General features: G+C 61.5%; 23 protein-coding genes and 3 tRNA genes. 7 read left to right on the plus strand and 19 right to left on the minus strand.

The features are described from left to right. Positions 1 to 20: 20 nt before the first annotated feature. The 3 genes from QP045_RS00530 to QP045_RS00540 form a co-directional block, all read right to left on the minus strand. Positions 21 to 1,265 carry a hypothetical protein gene (locus tag QP045_RS00530; protein WP_422513000.1) on the minus strand — a complete coding sequence of 415 codons (1,245 nt, stop codon included), beginning with the start codon at positions 1,263 to 1,265 and terminating at the stop codon, positions 21 to 23. Positions 1,266 to 1,687: 422 nt separating this feature from the next. Further along, the gene (locus QP045_RS00535) at positions 1,688 to 3,082 is read right to left on the minus strand and encodes a hypothetical protein (RefSeq protein WP_422513001.1); all 1,395 of its coding nucleotides are present in this window, start codon (positions 3,080 to 3,082) and stop codon (positions 1,688 to 1,690) included. Between the two features lies 1 nt (position 3,083). Further along, positions 3,084 to 3,359 (minus strand): hypothetical protein, encoded by a 276-nt coding sequence (locus QP045_RS00540; protein WP_422513002.1) that lies wholly within the window; start codon positions 3,357 to 3,359, stop codon positions 3,084 to 3,086. A gap of 582 nt (positions 3,360 to 3,941) precedes the next feature. On the opposite strand from QP045_RS00540, the gene QP045_RS00545 reads away from it, so the two are divergent. The 3 genes from QP045_RS00545 (at position 3,942) to QP045_RS00555 (ending at position 4,236) form a co-directional block, all read left to right on the plus strand. Continuing rightward, positions 3,942 to 4,016, plus strand: a tRNA-Ile gene (locus QP045_RS00545). A gap of 11 nt (positions 4,017 to 4,027) precedes the next feature. Further along, positions 4,028 to 4,102: transfer RNA gene (locus QP045_RS00550), tRNA-Phe, on the plus strand. Between the two features lie 57 nt (positions 4,103 to 4,159). Then, positions 4,160 to 4,236 (plus strand) — tRNA-Cys (locus QP045_RS00555). Between the two features lie 64 nt (positions 4,237 to 4,300). On the opposite strand, the gene QP045_RS00560 is transcribed toward QP045_RS00555, so the two are convergent. Beyond that, positions 4,301 to 4,663 (minus strand): hypothetical protein, encoded by a 363-nt coding sequence (locus QP045_RS00560; RefSeq protein ID WP_422513003.1) that lies wholly within the window; start codon positions 4,661 to 4,663, stop codon positions 4,301 to 4,303. Between the two features lie 180 nt (positions 4,664 to 4,843). On the opposite strand from QP045_RS00560, the gene QP045_RS00565 reads away from it, so the two are divergent. Further along, positions 4,844 to 5,044, plus strand: coding sequence for a YdcH family protein (locus QP045_RS00565; RefSeq protein WP_422513004.1), 201 nt, complete (start codon positions 4,844 to 4,846; stop codon positions 5,042 to 5,044). A 25-nt stretch (positions 5,045 to 5,069) separates the two neighbouring features. On the opposite strand, the gene QP045_RS00570 is transcribed toward QP045_RS00565, so the two are convergent. Genes QP045_RS00570 through QP045_RS00585 form a run of 4 tightly spaced genes read right to left on the minus strand, consistent with a single transcriptional unit; the run spans position 5,070 to position 8,281 of the window. Next, positions 5,070 to 5,558 carry a zinc-finger-containing protein gene (locus QP045_RS00570; protein ID WP_422513005.1) on the minus strand — a complete coding sequence of 163 codons (489 nt, stop codon included), beginning with the start codon at positions 5,556 to 5,558 and terminating at the stop codon, positions 5,070 to 5,072. A 32-nt stretch (positions 5,559 to 5,590) separates the two neighbouring features. Continuing rightward, entirely contained in the window at positions 5,591 to 6,481 is an 891-nt protein-coding gene (locus tag QP045_RS00575) for a hypothetical protein (protein ID WP_422513006.1), read from the minus strand. A gap of 33 nt (positions 6,482 to 6,514) precedes the next feature. Beyond that, positions 6,515 to 7,087 carry a hypothetical protein gene (locus tag QP045_RS00580; protein ID WP_422513007.1) on the minus strand — a complete coding sequence of 191 codons (573 nt, stop codon included), beginning with the start codon at positions 7,085 to 7,087 and terminating at the stop codon, positions 6,515 to 6,517. Positions 7,088 to 7,108: 21 nt separating this feature from the next. Then, positions 7,109 to 8,281, minus strand: a complete 1,173-nt coding sequence (locus QP045_RS00585) for a DNA cytosine methyltransferase (protein ID WP_422513514.1) — start codon at positions 8,279 to 8,281, stop codon at positions 7,109 to 7,111. Between QP045_RS00585 and QP045_RS00590 the strand changes: the two genes are divergently transcribed. Next, positions 8,204 to 8,959, plus strand: a complete 756-nt coding sequence (locus QP045_RS00590; protein WP_422513525.1) for a hypothetical protein — start codon at positions 8,204 to 8,206, stop codon at positions 8,957 to 8,959. The genes QP045_RS00585 and QP045_RS00590 overlap by 78 nt on opposite strands. 229 nt (positions 8,960 to 9,188) lie before the next feature. Here the strand turns inward: QP045_RS00590 and QP045_RS00595 are convergent, their stop codons facing one another. Genes QP045_RS00595 through QP045_RS00615 form a run of 5 tightly spaced genes read right to left on the minus strand, consistent with a single transcriptional unit; the run spans position 9,189 to position 11,853 of the window. Beyond that, complete coding sequence (locus QP045_RS00595; protein WP_422513008.1) at positions 9,189 to 9,707, minus strand: hypothetical protein; 519 nt, start codon at positions 9,705 to 9,707, stop codon at positions 9,189 to 9,191. Positions 9,708 to 9,728: 21 nt separating this feature from the next. Continuing rightward, positions 9,729 to 10,364: a hypothetical protein gene (locus QP045_RS00600; protein ID WP_422513009.1), complete on the minus strand. Its 636-nt coding sequence runs from the start codon at positions 10,362 to 10,364 to the stop codon at positions 9,729 to 9,731. A 43-nt stretch (positions 10,365 to 10,407) separates the two neighbouring features. Further along, a complete protein-coding gene (locus QP045_RS00605; protein ID WP_422513010.1) occupies positions 10,408 to 10,692 on the minus strand; it encodes a hypothetical protein in 285 nt (94 codons plus the stop codon). Next, positions 10,689 to 11,462, minus strand: coding sequence for a PH domain-containing protein (locus QP045_RS00610; RefSeq protein WP_422513011.1), 774 nt, complete (start codon positions 11,460 to 11,462; stop codon positions 10,689 to 10,691). Before QP045_RS00610 ends, QP045_RS00605 begins: the two co-directional genes overlap by 4 nt. Positions 11,463 to 11,466: 4 nt before the next feature. Continuing rightward, the gene (locus QP045_RS00615; RefSeq protein WP_422513012.1) at positions 11,467 to 11,853 is read right to left on the minus strand and encodes a hypothetical protein; all 387 of its coding nucleotides are present in this window, start codon (positions 11,851 to 11,853) and stop codon (positions 11,467 to 11,469) included. A 107-nt stretch (positions 11,854 to 11,960) separates the two neighbouring features. Here QP045_RS00615 and QP045_RS00620 point away from each other — a divergent pair, with 107 nt between their 5' ends. Further along, entirely contained in the window at positions 11,961 to 12,461 is a 501-nt protein-coding gene (locus QP045_RS00620; RefSeq protein WP_422513013.1) for a hypothetical protein, read from the plus strand. Here the strand turns inward: QP045_RS00620 and QP045_RS00625 are convergent. The 5 genes from QP045_RS00625 to QP045_RS00645 form a co-directional block, all read right to left on the minus strand. Next, positions 12,458 to 12,691 (minus strand): hypothetical protein, encoded by a 234-nt coding sequence (locus tag QP045_RS00625; RefSeq protein ID WP_422513014.1) that lies wholly within the window; start codon positions 12,689 to 12,691, stop codon positions 12,458 to 12,460. The genes QP045_RS00620 and QP045_RS00625 overlap by 4 nt on opposite strands. Before the next feature lie 614 nt (positions 12,692 to 13,305). After that, entirely contained in the window at positions 13,306 to 13,779 is a 474-nt protein-coding gene (locus tag QP045_RS00630; protein WP_422513015.1) for a hypothetical protein, read from the minus strand. Positions 13,780 to 13,802: 23 nt separating this feature from the next. Continuing rightward, positions 13,803 to 14,126: a hypothetical protein gene (locus QP045_RS00635; RefSeq protein ID WP_422513016.1), complete on the minus strand. Its 324-nt coding sequence runs from the start codon at positions 14,124 to 14,126 to the stop codon at positions 13,803 to 13,805. After that, complete coding sequence (locus QP045_RS00640) at positions 14,123 to 14,506, minus strand: hypothetical protein (protein ID WP_422513017.1); 384 nt, start codon at positions 14,504 to 14,506, stop codon at positions 14,123 to 14,125. The genes QP045_RS00635 and QP045_RS00640 overlap by 4 nt, the downstream gene beginning before the upstream one ends. A 57-nt stretch (positions 14,507 to 14,563) precedes the next feature. Next, the gene (locus QP045_RS00645; RefSeq protein ID WP_422513018.1) at positions 14,564 to 15,307 is read right to left on the minus strand and encodes a hypothetical protein; all 744 of its coding nucleotides are present in this window, start codon (positions 15,305 to 15,307) and stop codon (positions 14,564 to 14,566) included. Positions 15,308 to 15,584: 277 nt separating this feature from the next. Between QP045_RS00645 and QP045_RS00650 the strand changes: the two genes are divergently transcribed. Next, the gene (locus QP045_RS00650) at positions 15,585 to 16,718 is read left to right on the plus strand and encodes a hypothetical protein (protein WP_422513019.1); all 1,134 of its coding nucleotides are present in this window, start codon (positions 15,585 to 15,587) and stop codon (positions 16,716 to 16,718) included. A gap of 56 nt (positions 16,719 to 16,774) precedes the next feature. Here the strand turns inward: QP045_RS00650 and QP045_RS00655 are convergent, their stop codons facing one another. Further along, positions 16,775 to 17,311: a hypothetical protein gene (locus tag QP045_RS00655; RefSeq protein WP_422513020.1), complete on the minus strand. Its 537-nt coding sequence runs from the start codon at positions 17,309 to 17,311 to the stop codon at positions 16,775 to 16,777. Positions 17,312 to 17,339 lie beyond the last annotated feature (28 nt).

The following is a 17,339-nucleotide window of genomic DNA, read 5'->3' on the forward strand; positions in this document are numbered from 1 at the left end:
GAGACGGCGCTGAAGACGGGCTATCGCCTCATCCTTGCCGATGATGCCGTCCTCGAGACAAACGAGGATCGCGTGCTGGATACGAGCCGCCCGCAGGGGGGCATTCCTTCCGGCGGCTGCCAACGCGCACCGACGTCGGGGTCCATCTCGGGATGACCAGACCAGCCGCGGTTCTTCGTCTCCCCCTGATTGTACCCGTCGTCGATCATGTCGCCGAGACGGCGCAGTTCGTCGGCGAGCTCGTTCTGGACGAGGTCCTTCGCGTCGAGGTGGAACGTGGTGATGTCAGGATTGTCGGAAACTGCCAGCTCGGGCATGTCTTGCGGCTTCCACCCATATGAGGCGCGCCAGTACTTCCGCGCGACATGGTCTGCTACTGCGGAGTCCTGATATTCGGCCGCGTTGGCCTGGCAGGCCGCGATCGCTTCCGCCAGCGTGTCGTGCGAGGAGAGATAATCCTTCTCCTCGGGCATGTCGCTGGGCTGGCTCGTACGCGGGTAGGCGCGGAAGCGGCCATCGCGCACGAAAGCATCGGAGCGGGCGACAGCCGGACGTGGTGCCCCTTCCTCGGCGATGCCGTTGCGGAGCGCTTCGATGATGTCGGTCAGGCTTTCCTGGTCCTCCATGAGCAGGCATTCGATGCTCGCAAATGCCTCGAAATAGCCCTGGATCACCTCGAGGTCGGTCAGCCTGGAGCGGCCGGCGCGGGAAGGAAGATGGGGATCGCGGTCGCGCGCTGAATCCCAGTGCTCGACGCACCACGACGCGATCTCGGTCGCCAGCGCCGAGGCAGAATTCGCGTGGAAGAAGGTGTGCCCGTGGAAGCCGTATCCGGTCTGGATGACTGCACGCCAGTCTTCGTCGTCCCGTGCCACGGGAACGCCGGCCGAGAGGGGCGGGACCTCGCTGATCGCGACGCGGCGGAGATCCGCCAGGCCGCCGTAAGGCGTGGGAGCGAAGTGCTTCGACCTGTCGTCGGCGACCGCGTCGAGGAACGACTGAGCGATCGCGTAGGGGAGGTCGGTGCCTGCGTCGCGCACCAGCATGACGCTGTCCTCGCCGAGGTCGATGCGGCCGATGGGCTGGGCGCTCGGCGGCGTCAGCACGCCGGTCGCGGACAGCTTGGACGTCTCGTTCGACGCGCGGTGTCCGAAGGCGGCGGCCGCCACCTCGAGCAGCTGCGATCTTTTCAGGGCGACCCCCTGCTCCGCAAGCGCGGCGGCGAGACGGTCGAGGTGGATGGCGATGGGCTTTGCGTTCTTCATGATATGGCTCTCCGTGCGGGCGGGGCCGGCTTGATGCGCGGGGGTTCCGTTGCCGCTGACGCCGGCCGCCCGTTCGAAGAGTGGGTGGTCAGATATTCAGCGCGTCGAGTTCCCCATGATTCGCCTGCGGATGCGACACCGCACGCCCGAGGGCGCTGGAACCGGCCGGCTCATGGGAGCCACTGGAAGTTATACGGCTTCCATGGAGCCGTCGCCAACGCGGCGGCTTCAGGGAGGTCGTACCGGAGCGATTTGCTATCGGAGGGAGCTGGCGGGGCCGTACTACATCATGATGGGGCCCGACTCTGCCGGGCCGCCCCCTCTCTCTTCCCTAGTGTGCGATCTGGGATACCCTAAGGGCAGTGAGGACCTTTCTCACCTTTGCGGATAAGGCCATCCGGCTGCCCAGATCGCTGGTCCATTTACCTCTCTGGCAGGTGGAGTGCTTGGAAGCCGCGCACGGCGCCGTGACGCGCCACATGATCGTCGAGTTGCTGGCAGAGAGAGATACCAGCAGTGGTCAGCGAGAATTCGCCCCGGACTGTGGAAACGATGTGAAGGAGATCCTCGTCCTCCATTTCCTCCAGGCAGTCGACATCGTCGTGATAGCGACGCTGGAGTTCAGGATCGCGAGCTTTTTCGGGGTCCTCGTCCGGCGCCAGTTCCTCGTAACCGGCTAGCCGCGTGCCATTGCACTCTGACCAGGTGGGGAACGATGAGCCGCATTTCACCGCCGCAGCCGCGTGGACGATATGGTGTTGCGGATTGATCCGAAGGCGCTGCCATTCGATGGTCGGGAGCCCGCCGCCGCCCGGGTTGCGAGAACGGCCATAGAGGTAAAGCAGCAAGGCCCAGTGATCGTCGCTCCATTGCGCGATGTCTATGTGACCGCTGCTCCGCCCAGGGGGGAGAGACGTCGGCGGACCATCTATAAGGAGCAACTCGGCCAGCGTGACATCCTGCCAATGCTCCTCGCCTGTGACGGTTTCCAGGCGAGCAAGACACACGGCCATGTCGTATGTCGCTGCCGTCGGCGCGACACCGCTCGCGAGCGTTCGACGAAGACCCAGCTCGTTCTCGAATGTCAGCCGGTGAAAGACCTGGCGCGAGCCCGTACCGGATATGAGAACGACAAGGCAGGGCCGATCGTCACCCGTCGCGGCTCTTCCCAGATAAACGACGGGCTGATCCCACCAGTAAATTATCTGATCTACAATGATCCCGTCGTTCTCATAGCGATCCATGGTTTCTTCAACTTTCTTCGAGTTTTGCATATGCAGTTCATGGTCCGCGTGGGCTGCCGCCAGCTGATCGATCACATCCGGATCAACATGCACACTCTCGCGGCGGACGGTTGCAAGACTCGTCTCATCACCGTCCCGTGGGACGGTGAGCAGTCTCTCGGGCTCGACGCCGTCCGTGTCGTGATCAACCACGAACATTTCCAATTCGATGTCGCTGACAGCACCGGCAACTAGGCCGTCTTGTAGGCTAACAACCGCCCGCGGCGCAGGAGTTTCGATGTCTACGATCGCCACGTAGAAGCCAGCAAGCTCGGCAAGATCGTCTTCGCTTTCGTTGCCGGTGAGCTCGGCTCCTGCCGAGGCGGCGATCAGGCATTGGAGATCGGAAAGGAACTGACGCCACCGCGTTGGATCCCGCGGTACTGCGCGGGCCCCGGCTACATCGGCAGCTATCAGCGCGACCATATCGGACGCTGCTTGATCAGCGGCAGCCTTCGTGAAGTGCACGGACAAGCGACGTCCCGGCACGGTGGGATGAATCCCCTCAACAACGTGGACCTGAATACGGTGCATGTTATTCTTCCTCTACCGTCTCGATGTGCTTGGGACGATGATGTTCGGAGACGGTCACGCCGTAGATGGTATCCATCGCTGAGACGAAGTCCTGCCACTCGGCGAGCCCAGTCGGACCGTGCGTGCAAAAGAGGCACTGCCCCTTTTCGGATTGCTCGGATAAAGGGCGATGGATGTCGATGCCCTGCCAGCCGAATCTGCCGATGCAACTGCCATCTTCAGCGTCATGAACCCAGACTGTCCGTCCATCGGACTGTACTTGATCGACTTCGGACATCTGTCCTCCTTAATGATGGTGCGAGCCGCCACATGGCTGCTGACCCTACAGGCGATCCGGTCGTGATAAAGCCTCTTCGCCGATAGAACGCGACCAGCGCTTCTTGCGACAGTCCTGGGACACGTGGGCCGTCTTCGCGGACCGCACGTGCGTCAAGATCAAGCGTGATGTCGTGCAGATCTGCTGATCGCACGATCTCATCCATCACTATGCCCGCATGTCCCCGTCGCTTGTGCAACGTACGGATGAAGACGATGCTTGCCGCACGCGGGCGGCGGATCTCCAAGAGGAGGGTTACATCGTACCGTATGTCAGGCCGCCTTTGATAAAACGCTTTCAGGTCCGATGCGAGCGCGTCACTCGGATGAAAGGCTTCCGGCATATGAGGAAGGCGCAAGACTTCTATCGTCATACATCCCCTTCAAGTCCCGATAACTTTGTGCTTGTCTCATCAAATGGCGATCGGTACACGGCCGCTATGACTATTCGCCTCACCTCTTCGATCTGTCGATTTATCAGCTGACGTCGTCGCTACCCTTCCGGAGCGGCGGCGTTCGGGATCTTGTGATCCCTGGTCCGGAAGCTCGGGTAGCTCAGTGGTAGAGCGATCGCCTGATAAGCGATAGGTCAGAGGTTCAACTCCTCTTCCGAGCACCAGGACACCCCAAGGGGCGGTAGCTCAGCGGTAGAGCGGTACGTTGAAGCCGTACGCGTCGGGAGTTCAAATCTCTCCCGCGCCACCAGGAACTTTCGCTAGTCGACTTTCCGCCAATCTGATGCGGACTGTTGGCATATCATGAGCCTCGGTAGCACAGTTGGTAGTTGCGCGGGTCTGCAAAACCCGAGGTCGCCGGTTCGAAACCGGCTCGAGGCTCCACTTCAAGGTTGCATTATCCGTTAGCGCGGAGCTTCGCAGGCGGTACCGAGTCCGGACTGATGGATTACTGCGCCAGCGCTCGCGCTCGTAATGCTGCCTCGGCAAGGATCGGGATCACGCCACGTAGTTGCCCCGACAACGCCAGTTCGCTGACGTTGCTCAATCCTGAGCACAGGGAGATGCCAGGTGCACGTAGCATCGCGATGATGTCATGATCTTGCTGATCCATTCCGCACCGCCGTGTGATTAGCGCATGCTTCGCATATTCCACCTCGAGATGGACACTGCCTGCATCGTTATTTCGAGCTGCATCCATAGCATTTCGGATCGCTTCTTCGGCTGCAAGGGCAGGGTGTCGGTCCTCGGAGGCCAGCCGTTCGTGGAAGGCGCGATACCGGTTGGTCTGCTGGTTTTCACCCGCGTTCATTCGTGATTCCTCATCCCTAGGGGTTGCAGCGCGTAGACCCGTTTCAAGGTGAAACACGTAGCTTCGCGTTGACGGGCGACGTCCTCTGGTCCTGCGATTGCAGCGCATGGCGCAACCGTCGTCCAGGAAGTACACAGGAGGTCATTCAGGGAAACAGGACCTCGACAATGGTCCTGAACAATGCTCTTCTCGATCTCCGGACAATCGGAAAAGGAAGCAGATATGCCTCAGCCAGGTTCTCCCGCATCTCTCCAGGCCCGTCATTCCATGATCGACAGCCGCATCAAGGAGGAGCAAGGACGGCCACTTCCGGATGCTTCGGCGATCGCCGCCCTCAAGAAGCAGAAGCTGCATATCAAGGACGCTCTGCGGACGGGGTGAGCGCTCGGGGCGGCTTAGGCCGCCCTCATTTCTGACGTGTCGGGCGAACGTTCATCTTCTCGAGGTGGGGTCCGCATAGGTCGACGACTTGCCGGGCCTCGTCTGCCGTCATCATCCCGATGTGGCATCGCTCGATCGGGATGCCGAGTTGTTTCGAGAGCCACTCATAGCCGCGGACACGGGCGTGAACTTGCCGGCGTGGGTGATCCCGCGGGAGGTGTTTCTGGGATGCCTGTATCGCCAGCCAGATCGGGTCAAAGTGCCCGTGTGCCTTGCGTCGCATCATCCGGGTGTGTTCGAGCGCCGGCGTCCCATAAGGCTGCCAGGTACCAGCGTGACAGCCGACGTAAGCTCCGCACTTTCGGCAGAGATAGAAGCGCTTGTTGGCAAGGTCTCGGCGTCCGGCGTCTATTTGCTCGCCGGTGACCGCCTCAGCGGAACTTCCGCACTCTCCGCAGGTGGTGGGGACGGGATGGAGAGAATTCCCGTGACGGTCTGTTTTGTTAGATGACATGGGGCGCTCCAATATTCTCTGAGGCAGGGCGCTCACGCCGCTAGAGCGTATTTCGCGCGCGCGGTTCTACGGAAACCGCTGCGTAGCTGCTTGCGGACCTGCTCCTGCCAGTGCTGAGTCTGCGTCGGCCGGCGTGGGGCTATCTCCGCGCAAACTTCCTGGACCGTTGCTTCTCCCCCGAGGCGCTCGATCGCGGCTTCGACGACCGCCTTCCACCCGGAGCGGCCTTCTCGAAGTGCAGCTGCGTACACGTCGGGCATCTCCTCGATCTCCCGGCTCTCGTGGTAGAGGAGAAATCCGTGCAGCCGCCGCTCATATGTCTTGCCGAATGTCACAAGCGCGAGTGGCAGCCGGATGCCCGGAAAGAGCGTTCGTGGAAGCATGGTCTGTGCAATGCTCCAGCGAGCATTCCATCGCGTCACGCGCGAGCTCGACTGCAGTGCGTAGCAGGGCAGGATCCACGTCGCTTGCCCTTCTTCGACGAGCAGATCGTGGGATCGGTTGAGCATTCCCTCGAAGACGTCCAGCTGGAAAGGAGGGTTGCCGATGATGTGCGTTGCGTAGGCGGTCGGCAGGTCAACCGTCCGAAAGTCGCCTGTCACGACCTGGCGCCCGGTTTCTTCGCGCGCGATCGCTGCCAAGCGAGGGTCGATCTCTACTCCAATGACGTTGATGTTGGAGGGCAGAGCCTGGAGGAACCGGCCGACACCGCAGCTTGGTTCGATGACGACGTCGTCGGCGGTTAGATTCGGAAGAGCCTTCTCGCAAATAGCTTCGGCCGCCCATGAGGGGGTCATCCATTGTCCGAGCGTCTCGTCAAACTCGACCTCACGCGTCGGGTTAGTGGCCTTTCGCGTAGGCAGTAGCTCAAACTGCATGTCTTTCTCGTCCTCGTTCCAACCCCGGCGGTCTCCCCAGGGCATGCTGAAAACCTCCGCCCCGGCCGTTCGCGACGATCATTCAGCCGCTTCTCGTTCCTTGAGCCCGCTCTGAAGGATCGCATTCAGGCGGGCCATCTGGGAAAGGATCCGGTCTGCATGGGGGACGACATGCGCCCCGTTGCCAGCGAGCATATCGATGCTGGTCTCGATCTCACGAAGCGAACGTTCTACAATGATCCTGCTTGTTTTCGTGCCGGCGACTGACATGATTGCGTCGCCCGCGGCTTCGTCTTCGTAGAAGGCGATCACGCCCTCGAACGTGCCGCCATCGCGACTCTCGTATGCTGTTGTCAGTACGCCCCACATGACGATGCCTGGGCATTCCGAACCCGGGACATCCGTCGGCGCGCGGCGAAGCAAGACCGTTTCGTCAAACTCAGCAGCGCCTTCACGCGGCTCCAGCGGGAACACCGTGCCCTCAGCTTCGCCGGCCTGAAAACCCGGCAACAGATCGCCGACGATCCGCGGGGTGCTGCCTAGGGTGACCTGCCAGAGCTCAAGCATCGTCGGAACCGGATCGATGGATTCGACCGTCCAGGAGTTCAGGCTGCTGATAAGGGCGCGGGCTGTTTCGATGGTAGAGGCCATGTTCTTTCCTTCTTCTGTTTGTCAGGCGGCGAGGCGAGTTGCTGTTGAGGTACCGTACTGAACGACATCCGAGGGTGCTGCGGGAGCAATCCCTGCAGCTCGTGCTACGGCTTTGCCCACCGCGCGCGCGAGAAGCGGTGCGACGGAGTTTCCGATCTGACGGTAAGCCAGGATCTTCGAAGGATTGAGGATCACCCAGTCCGGGATGCTGTGCAGCCTGGCAGCTTCACGCACGGTGATGACGCGCGAGCCCTTTGGATGGATCGGAACCACGGCGGTGAAGGACCCCTTTTCTGCTCCAGTGCCGGCCCGCAGGGTCAAAGATTGACCTGCGGGATCGAGACGATGGCGCCGGCTGATCTTCTCGGATCCTCCCGGTGGCGTCGCGAGAAAACGCTCGATCGAAGCAGGTTCGTGCTGCGTCCGCTGGGAACAGGTCAGAAGGTCCGGGCGCCAGGCTCGCCGGTAGCCGAGATCTTCTGGATCGTTCTCCAGGCCCCGCATCACGCGACCGTACCAGCTTTCCGGAGCGGGGTGGTCGGCGCGGACCCAGTCCCGGGTCCAGAGCTCGTCATACCGATCTGCGTCTGGCAGACCTGACAAGGCGTCTCCGACCGTGGGTGTCGGCTTCGACCACATGTCTCCCCCTGGGCCGTGCGTCGGCGTGGGATATTCCGGCGGCGTCTGGTCGAGCCGGTAAATCAGGAGGAACACGCGTTCCCGCCGCTGGGGCACCCCGAAGTCGATCGCCCGGAGGACCTTGGGCTCCACCACCCCGTAACCACCTGCATGCAAAGTCTCGCGCAGATGATCGAGATGCTCAGCGTTCCGGCTCTCCATTAGCGTTGGAACCTGCTCCATAACCCCATAGCGAGCCCCGAGGCGAACAAGATGCTGTGCGAAGCTATCCATCAGCTTGTTACGAGGATCGGCCGGGTCGCGGCGGCCCATACTGCTGATCCCCTGGCACGGCGGCCCGCCTACGACGACATCGGGGAGCGTCGAGAATGCCAGAGCGTCGATCTCGGTATTATTGCCAAGGATCGCCCGCATCTCCCTGGAGCGGTCTTCGTTGAGATCCATGGCTCGGTGCTGTCCATAGGAGAACATCGAGCCGTGGGTTTCGACGTTCTCAGGGAGAACGTCTACTGCCAGGTCAATGTCGAAGCCCGCCTGTTCGATCCCCAGCGACAGGCCGCCCCACCCAGCGAAAAGGTCGACGCACGTTCCGCGTCCGCTGCTTTTAGTCATCCGCACATTCCCTCGATTGTTTGTACCGATTTGTTGGGAGCCGCGCCGTGTCTTTGGCTGACGCTGCTTTTTCCGATCTTTTTGCTCGCCGGGCGGCCACCTTGGCGGAATACGGTTCCCATCCTAAAACCGATGGAGTCTGCAAAGGAGTACACGGTGAAGAAGCTGTCCGAAATTATGGCGGAGAAGTCCCTCAAGAAGGAGCTGCGACGCGCTGAGGCTGAAGCCAGGAAAATCGAGCAAGATGCCGGCCTTCTCATCGACCGGCTCTCGCGTCTACCCGTCCGAGTTCCGGCGTACGCGATAGAGCAAATGATCCGCGCGTTCGCCTCGCCCGAAGGTCGTCAGCAGCTTCGCACGAAGATCGCCAAGAGCCAGGTGCGTTTGCTGGATTCGATCGAGAACAAGATTGATGATGTGTGGCTCGGCTCGGCAGCCGATCTCCTGAAGGCGATCCCGCAAGAAGATCTGCGCGACGTCCGCTTCATCACTGCCAAGCAGTGGTTCGAGCTCGCTGCAGGCGTGGGGATGCGGCAGCTGGATCTCTTTAACGTGCTGACGCTCGTCTACGTCTTCGGCGGGAATGTGACGGAGGCGGCACAGCCGGTCGCCGCGGCCTAAGGGCATCAACCAGCGCGCCCAGCCGTCTGACGTATGGGACAGAAGGCGGCTTCGGCCGCCTTCCTTTTGCGCTTCTTCACCGGGATCACCGACCGGCTGGCAGCCGACTGACGTCGCTTTTCGAATTCCGGTCAAGTGGACGCTGGCCTTCGCCTTAGGCCCCCGACTTTCGATTTCTCAGAAGAAGTGCCTGGCCGCCGCTCCTACCTGAAGCGGCGGCCGGCCTCGCTTACGAGTTTGCGGCCTTCACGCCGTTGGCCGGTATGCCCTCGAAGCGAATGCTGGTCTCCTGGAAGGGCGCCGTGATGCCAGGAAGCTGCTTGGGGGCGCCGACCATCTTGTCCACCAGCCCCTTGAGCGTCTCGAGCCCCGCGGCCTGAGACAGGTTGCCGATGCCGTCTCCGGTCAGGGAGTGGAGGCTGAACGGACCATCGGCGTAATGCCAATGGAGGAACACCGTCGGCTGGCCGCCTTCGACGAGGTAACCGGCAGCGACGCCTTTACCGGCCGGGAAGAATACGGCCATCGTGTCGACCGGACCATCGTTGAAGAGCTTCACGAGGCCGGTTTCGACCTCCATCCAGTGGGCCGAATTGTCTGCTTGGGCTGACCAGGCGCTCTGGCGAATGGTGTCGCCCGACTGGGCCAGGCCGATGATGTTGACCTTGTCCTCCGGCATGCCGGCGCGAGCCTCGCTGAAGCTCGCAAGGTAGGAAACGTAGGCAAGAGGAATGCGGGTATAAGACACGTGTATCTCCTTTTTGGGTTTCTAGAAGGGGCAATCGCTGAAGGGGACGGGCGCCTGCACCGGCCTTCTCGCCGGTGCAGGACGCTTCTTTTCTTCAGGGCCTAGGAAGGTGCGCGCGACCAGTCGTCGAGCACCAAGGGGCATTCCACGCGCAGCCATGCGACCGGTAGACGCGTCTACGCACCATGCCGACCAGAGGCCGGTGGAAGGGTCTAACATCGCGTGCAAGATGCCGGTCCGATCCACGTCGAGGCCGGCGCACTTGCCGATTTCTCCGGACCAGCGAAAGCGGACTGGAGCGCCAGCAAGCTGTGGCTTCCAGTGGCGCAGCGTCTTCGTCGCGGTCGAGATGGAGCCGAGTGTCGCCGAGATCTGGTCGAGAACGGGATCCTCGACGTGCTCATCAACCATGAGATCGGCTTCGATGTGGTCGACCAGGATGGCGTCCCGCCCGAGATCTCCGTCGATCAGCACGACGCTCCCGAGCTTCGGCTTCCAGCCGCACTTGCTGTAGTGGCGGTTGGTTGCGAGGACGACGTGCTTACGCGTCGAGAAGCCGATCTCCCGTCCTTCGACCTGGAGGCGACCGCTGACCCGGTTGTCGAGCGCATGAGTGAATTCCGTGATGGTCGCTGGCATGCAGTATACGTAAGCCATGGCGGTGATCCTTTCTGGGGAGGGCGCCCCCCACGAGGAAGGGTCATTCGCCCATGAGAAACATCCTCTCGAGGTGAGCGTCGATCGAGAGGAACAAAGAAGTGCGCTGCCACAGCCACGAACCCACGATTGATCCGAGGATCGGGAGGGACAGCATCCAGATGTATTCGAAACCAAGGCTCCAGATCGCCCAGCCCCCAACTGCGAAGCTGACGACCACTGGCCACCAACCCCAGAGCAGTTTGAAGATGATGCCGAACAGGAAGTAGCAGATCACGCCGCCAACCAGCGCGAGGGCTGCGATCGCCGCAACGACACCTGGGTTCATCGAACCAGAGCCTGTATCTGACGCTCGTATTCAGCCTCGCCTATAGCGCCGGCGTTACGCAGACGGTCGAGCCTCGCCCGAACGGCGGCAGGTTCCACTTGATCAGCAAGGTGAGACGGCATCGCCGCAGGCGCATCCGTGGCGCCGATCGGGTGGGGCGGGGCCGCATCTGGCAGCGAGTTGAGGTAGTCGCGCAACGGGCCGGCTACGGGGGGAGTTGGCGCCTCGGCGGCCGGGCCCGGCTCGCGATTATGCTCGAAAGGTGGCGCAGGCTCCCAAGGATCGGGCGCAGACGGCTGGGGCGCGATATCCCAAGGGTAAACCGGCGGGGGTATAGGGACTCCGGAACGGGCCGAACGTTCGAACTCTTCGATCGCCTGATCGAGCCGGTTCGTGAACGGAATGATCGATTTCTTCCACACGTTCCTGATCGCGTACTCACGGCTACCGTCGTGCAACACGATGTTGCCGAACATGATTCCGCTTTTCTTTTGTACGCTGTTGATCTTCCCGAGGCCGATGGAAGTTTCGTCGTGGCCCCACAGGAGATGTTTGTCGAGGAAGATCACCCGCTTGCTGGTGAGCACGATGAGCCACGTCGAATTGTTCATGTACCCAGACGAAAAGCCGTACAGCCACTCGTCCGGGGACATTATCTTCGGAAGGAGTGCGAGTTCCTTGGTCGTGAAGAAACGATCGTCGTTCATCTGAAGAGCGATATGATCGTACAGGCGCTTGAGCTCGTCCGGAGTGGCTGTGGTGACGTCCATCAGCTTAATGCCTCATACCAGGGACGAGGGCCATCGCTTCTCGACGCATATAGGGGAGGGCAAGCATCAACTCGCAGTAGAGGTGGTCCCAGAAGCCGGCGCCGATATCCATATTGGCACCCCTCTGCGACACCTTCACCGAGGGAGCAGGCTCAAGGACATGCTCGATCACCGTTTGCGCATTGTCCCCCAGCTTTTCGCGGGGGGTTCTCCCGCTGATCCGTTGGCGCACGCTCAGCAGATAGGCGCACAGGATCTCGGCTGAGAATGCGTCGAGGCGGATTACGTCGGGTTGCTGACCGTCGACACGCTTCAGCGTGAGGGTGCCGCCGCGTTCGCCGACCATCTCGAGATCCTGCGCGAGCGGATTTTTAATGAGCCTCTTTCTCATGAAGCGGGTTATAGGATGGCGAGCCAATTCCACACAGGGGGCAAAGAACGAATTTGGCAGTTCACCCCCGTCATCCTAAAACCACTCCATCATACGGAGGAGAAGTCATGATCAAGAAGATGGTTCTCGCACTGTTGCCGGTCGCTGTCCTTGCGGGCTGTGGAGACGGAGCTGAGCAAAAGAAGGCGCCTGACGCCCCCAAGGAGAAGGGGCTGCCCCTCGACGACGTGAGCAAGTTGCCGGAGAACGCGCAGAAGGGGGCGAACGCGGAAGTGATGCGCATGCGCAAGGTCGCCGGGCGCTGGCAGTCGCAGCCCGGTATACTGCCGTCAGCGGACCAGTGGCTTGTCCTCGACATTTCAAACGACAAGAAGTTCACGCTGGACGTACGCGGGAAGAGCCCGGACGCGAAGCTCGACGCCGTCTATGTCGAGGTCCAGGGAGACATCTCTTGGGCGCCGGACGGGCTTGTTCAGGCGAAGGGCAAGGGCGCGAAGGAGCCGATCAAGGGGTTCGACGCTTGGACCGGCAGCTTCCCGTCGGCAGGCAAGATGTCGGTGCGCGGTTCCGACGGCAAGGCGTATGAACTGAGCTATCGCGGACTTTAAAAGCCTGCGTCCTCCGCGAGAGTGGCGAGGTCGTCGTTCGTGGCGACCTCGTCCTCCTGGAATGCGCGTCGGCCGATGATCGAGTCCGCAAACGCGTCCAGCTCACAGATCCTCTTGCTCTCGTCATAAAACCCCGACAGCGCGAGTTCAGAGGCCAGTTCCAGAGCCACTTCCTCGGACACCTCTGCGATTTCGGAGAGTTCTACGAGGCGTCCTATCTTCGATCCCATGGCAACCTCCTTGAGCTACTCGCTTGAGCGATCCAGCGAAGCTGATGTCGTCAGCGCGGCCTGGTTTGTGTCTGTGGGTGGTGTCGCCTCAAGCGACGCGGAACCGCACGGTTCTTGATGTCGTGGGGCTTGCTGATGTCGTGGGGCTTGCGTCGGTACTGCCCCCCATCCGTGTAGGCACGTCGCCTTTCTCAGGGGAGGGTGCCAGACGATGGCGAGACGGCGAGCAGCCCTAGACGAACCGATGTTGGTCGAAGGTTACATCGACCGCCTGCGGAATCATGCGCCGCGAGTAAGGCTATGCAGCATGTTCGACCCGGCATCGAGCGAGCCGGGGCCGGATTTCCGCGTGGCCGATACTTACGCTGCGGGGCTGGAGGGGGAGTGGAATGCATCACAAGCCGCGAACGCCCGTTCGGTATCGTCAGGATGGACGAACGTCCCTACTCCTCCGGGTGCGGTACGATGCCGAATACCGCCGGCCTCTTTGAACACAGCCGAGTCTTCCGCGAACCATGCCCAGCGTTTGCCGCCGATCGTTCGGTAACAAGCCGCCCCGTCCTTCACTCCGAAAGAGTTCTTAACCCAACGCTCGTGCATGATACCCATCTCCGTCAGTATTCGTCGCCGGCTCCGCTCCATTCAACCTGGGGCTGCACCTCGCGTTCGGCGATGATCAGCTGTTCATGTTCGATGAAATCGCGCAGATAGGTTTCGCTCATGCGATACCATTCGCCGCCGATCTGAATCTCGTAGTGGACTTCCTGGAACTCAAGTTCCCGCGCCCGCGTCTGGAAAGTCCACTCCTCGCCGTCGATCTCGATCTGTACGGGCAGCGTCGTTCGCTCATCCGCCTCAGCAGCTTCAAAAGTCTCGAGAAGGATGCGCGACCGTAGCTTCGGAGGAATCACCTCGACGATCAAAACGTCGTTGAATTCGATCATTTCATGATCGCGGTAGAGACGCCAGAAGACGATCCCAAAGCTTCCACCCCGGCCGGAGCCGTATGGAATAATCTCGAAGTGCCCGTAGCGCTGCTCTTTGCAGCTAACGTCTACCTGAACGGTAATGGGGATGGGATAGGCCACAGCTAGCTCCGTTTCGACGGCTCTTATTGTCCGCCCGTGGGGCAGACCGCGTAGGCTGCGAGGGCCGCGGCGGTCATGGTCGGGGATGCAGGCGACTTGTCGACCTCTTCGGCAAACGCCTTCTCGAATGCTTCAGGCGTCAGCTGCGAGCATCCGCTGAAGTATGGATTGAGCTTGAGAGCCTGAACGCTCGCTTCTGCATGAAGCCGGCGGGCGACGGCCCCCTGATCTCGCCAATCACTCCCCTTGGGGAGTTTGTTCACCAGTATGGTTTGGTCTGGCTGCTGCTCCGCGAGGACGGTCGGCCCGGCCTGGGAGGCAATGAGCAGGAGGGCGAAAGCAATCACTCCCCGGCTCCCCGGCGGGCGCACTGATCGATCGTGATGAGCCCTTGCGCCAGACTCTGAGCCGGGAATGCGCGCGCCTTTGCGAGCAGCGCACTCTCGAGAAACTCGGGCGTCTGGGTGTTGAAGCAGTCGGTGTTCACTGGAACGGACAGACCATTTACCGCCGATGTAGCAAGGAGAACGCCTTCGACAGCGCCGACCAATGCAAGCCGGCGAGACTGAGCGTCCTGCGCCGCCCAAGTTTCGAGCGTCGGGCTGGACTGACCGGCAGTTGCCACGGCCATCGCGGTCGTAAGCAGAATTCCAAACAAGGGCGCATCTCCAGTTGCGTTGATGCGGTTATAGGATGGAATGTTGAAAGCCGCAAAGAGCCGCGACACCGTCTAGTGCCGATCGGCGTGCATAGCCCCCATTGTCGGTATCCGCTTCCAACGCCGTCAAAGGCCCAGGGTAGCGGCCGCCGTATTCTGGGGCTCCCGCTTCCCGAAAACCACCGGTGACCGACGAATAATGCCATTCGGATGCCGTGTGACAGTACCTCGTACAGGGACTCCCCGGGGAGACGTCGTCGGACCGCTCTCCCGGTCGATTCCGGGTAAATCCTCAAAACGGTGCTCTGCCCTGGGATCAGGGAGATCGAGCACTTTTGCGAGCCGTTCCTGCTGTGCCTTTCCAGTCCGATGGAAAGCTCCTACCGACATCTGGGTGAGCTCCATGTCTGTAGCTTGTCCGTACAGCCCGACGAGATCGACCTTCCTAGCTTCCAGGCGGCTCATTGCCCTGATCCCGTTTGACGTGACCCGATCCCCCATCCACTGGCGGTAGGTGTCCATCTTGCCGGTGCGTGCCTCGTATTCGTAAGCAGCGGCCTCCTGAACGAGCACGCTGTTCACCGCCGATCTCGAGATGTCGTACTTCTCAAACGTCGCGAGCCGCCCCTGCTGACGGACTGCCGTCTCGCGCATGAGCGCTTCGGTCAGCCGGTGGGAGCTGGCCTTGCTCGCTCCAACGTCGATCCCCGACTTGGCGAGGATATCTACCGTGAAGTTTGCTAGCTCAGGGAGGTCGCGATGTAGGCGCGCGAGCTTTGCCTCGGCTTTTCGAGCCGCACCAGGAATGCCAGCCGAATGGACCACCGCAATTGCCTGGACGTCCGCGGCATAGCTTTCGTCGTAGCTCATTTTCCCTCCTTGGGCGCCGCTGGCGCTGGCGGAAAGTGTAACACTCAAAAACGGACAATCGTTAGTGATTTTGTTGCTCGCTGCAGTTTCATCCGAAAAACCTAACCGCCTCTCACGGCGCGGGGTAGCGAGACACACACTCTGTGAGAGGTCAGCCTCCGGCGTCAGGCTCCAACATCGACAGCGTGCCCTCGGTGCCAAGATTGGTGCTATCCTGCTTTTGCTGGTGGTCGGTTCTTCCTATAACAAGGAGAAATCGTTCCTAGGAGACATCGAGATGGTTGCGGAAGTCAGTCCCGAACCCATGAGCAGGACTCAGTTCCAGCCATTCATTGACCTGGCACGTCAAGCCTGCGCCAGGTGGGAAGTCAGTTTCGCTGTGAACGATGCCTCAGTTCGTGACGCCGCAATCTCCGTTCGGGACGCGTTGACGAAAGCGGCGCACGTGGCCGCAGAAAGCGAGACGGAGCTCAGCTATCCCGGCGACACCCCCGGCCTTATCGGTGCGCTCCCGGGTATCACCCTGGCTTCGCTGCGCGATGATATCGCAGAGGGCGGCAACTATAGCGACGAGTGGGGCATCTGCTTCCGCATCACCGCCGGGGAAACCGTGTTCGACGTACCTCTCGTCTTCGGATTGGAGGAGGAGAGCGCAACGAGCATCGTATCGCGGATCAGCGGGCGCGAGCACGAGTTCGTCTGCATCGAGGATATCGCCGAAATGACGGGCGCTGACTCCGTCGACGTCCAGGTGCACGCCGACTCTTGGCGTTACCTGAAGGGGCTTTCCAAGGATCTCGCACTGGACCTCATCACCGCGCTCCCGTACCGGCGCCCCGGGGTGTGGGACGTGTTCCGCGGAGAGCTCAGCGGCTTCGAGCCAAAGTCGCTTCCTCTTTGGTCCGAGGACGACTTCCAGGCCCGCTTTCTGCTGTCGGTGCGGTACGACATGGACAACATGGCAGAAGCGCGCAGCATGCTGAAGGTCTATGCGGCGTGGTCGCCGGAGCCGTTCTCCGCTGATTGGACGGCTTGGTTCCCGCAGGTGACCGACCTGCTTCACGCGATCGGCACCCCGCGGCCGATTTCCGGCCTGTCTGTGGTGCTGCATTTCGCGGTCGAGGAAGAGAACGGCTTTGATTGGGAAGCTGTGAACGCGCGTAACGTGGTCGTGGCGTGCGGGCTTGATCCAATCCAGGCACACGCCCTTCTAAACCTCGTTCGCACAGATCCCCATGCGTTCTACGATCTGCCGGATACTGCTGAGAAGCGCTTCACCTTGCTTGCCTCGAGCGTCATTCCTGACGCGCAGCTGGCCTCGATACGCGCCACCTCTAGCGGCCGCTCCACCGCCTATGATCACATCGCCGCTGACCTAGCCGCGAAGGCGGAGGAAGGATTGGCAGCCTGAGCCGGGTGCGATCGTCCGGTTAAGGTAGAGTCGTGAGGCCGCCGTTTTTGGCGGCCTCACTTGTTTTTGGAGGTCGCCGTTTTTGCGGCGAGCGGGTCCGTCTCCGCCTTGGCGCCGTCAGCAACGCCCTTCAGGACCTCGCCTCCCTGGACAGTCACGGACGAGGCGGCCTCACGAACGCTGGTCGAGGTCGAGACGTGCTGCTGAAGCCGGTAGCCCGCCCAGATGAGGGTTGGGATAAGGACGATGATGGCTGCAACCTTCAGGATGCCGAGCAGGCCCATGAGGATGGCTTCGAGCAGGCGCCCCAGCAACCGCGGGACGAAGAGGAGGCCGTTACCCAGCGCGGACAGAACCCCCCGCTTGGCCCACTCGCCAAAGGAAAGGTGAGGACTGGGGGCGCTGACGTTGACGCTGATGTTCTGCCCCGTCATCGGAGTGATCCCGGCGAGGGCCTGGGCGACATGGTCGCCCATCTGAACGACCTGTCCAGTGGCGGCCGGCTTGGACGGAACGCCGATATCGCCGCCGAGAACAGGCGGTGAAAAGGTGCCGATCGGAGCGGCTTCGAGCGTCTTCCTATTGATTTTCATTCCGTGAACTCCTTCGCCAGCGGCTCCG

The sequence above is a fragment of the Sphingomonas sp. 3-13AW genome (genome assembly GCF_049311085.1).
GTDB lineage: Bacteria > Pseudomonadota > Alphaproteobacteria > Sphingomonadales > Sphingomonadaceae > Sphingomonas.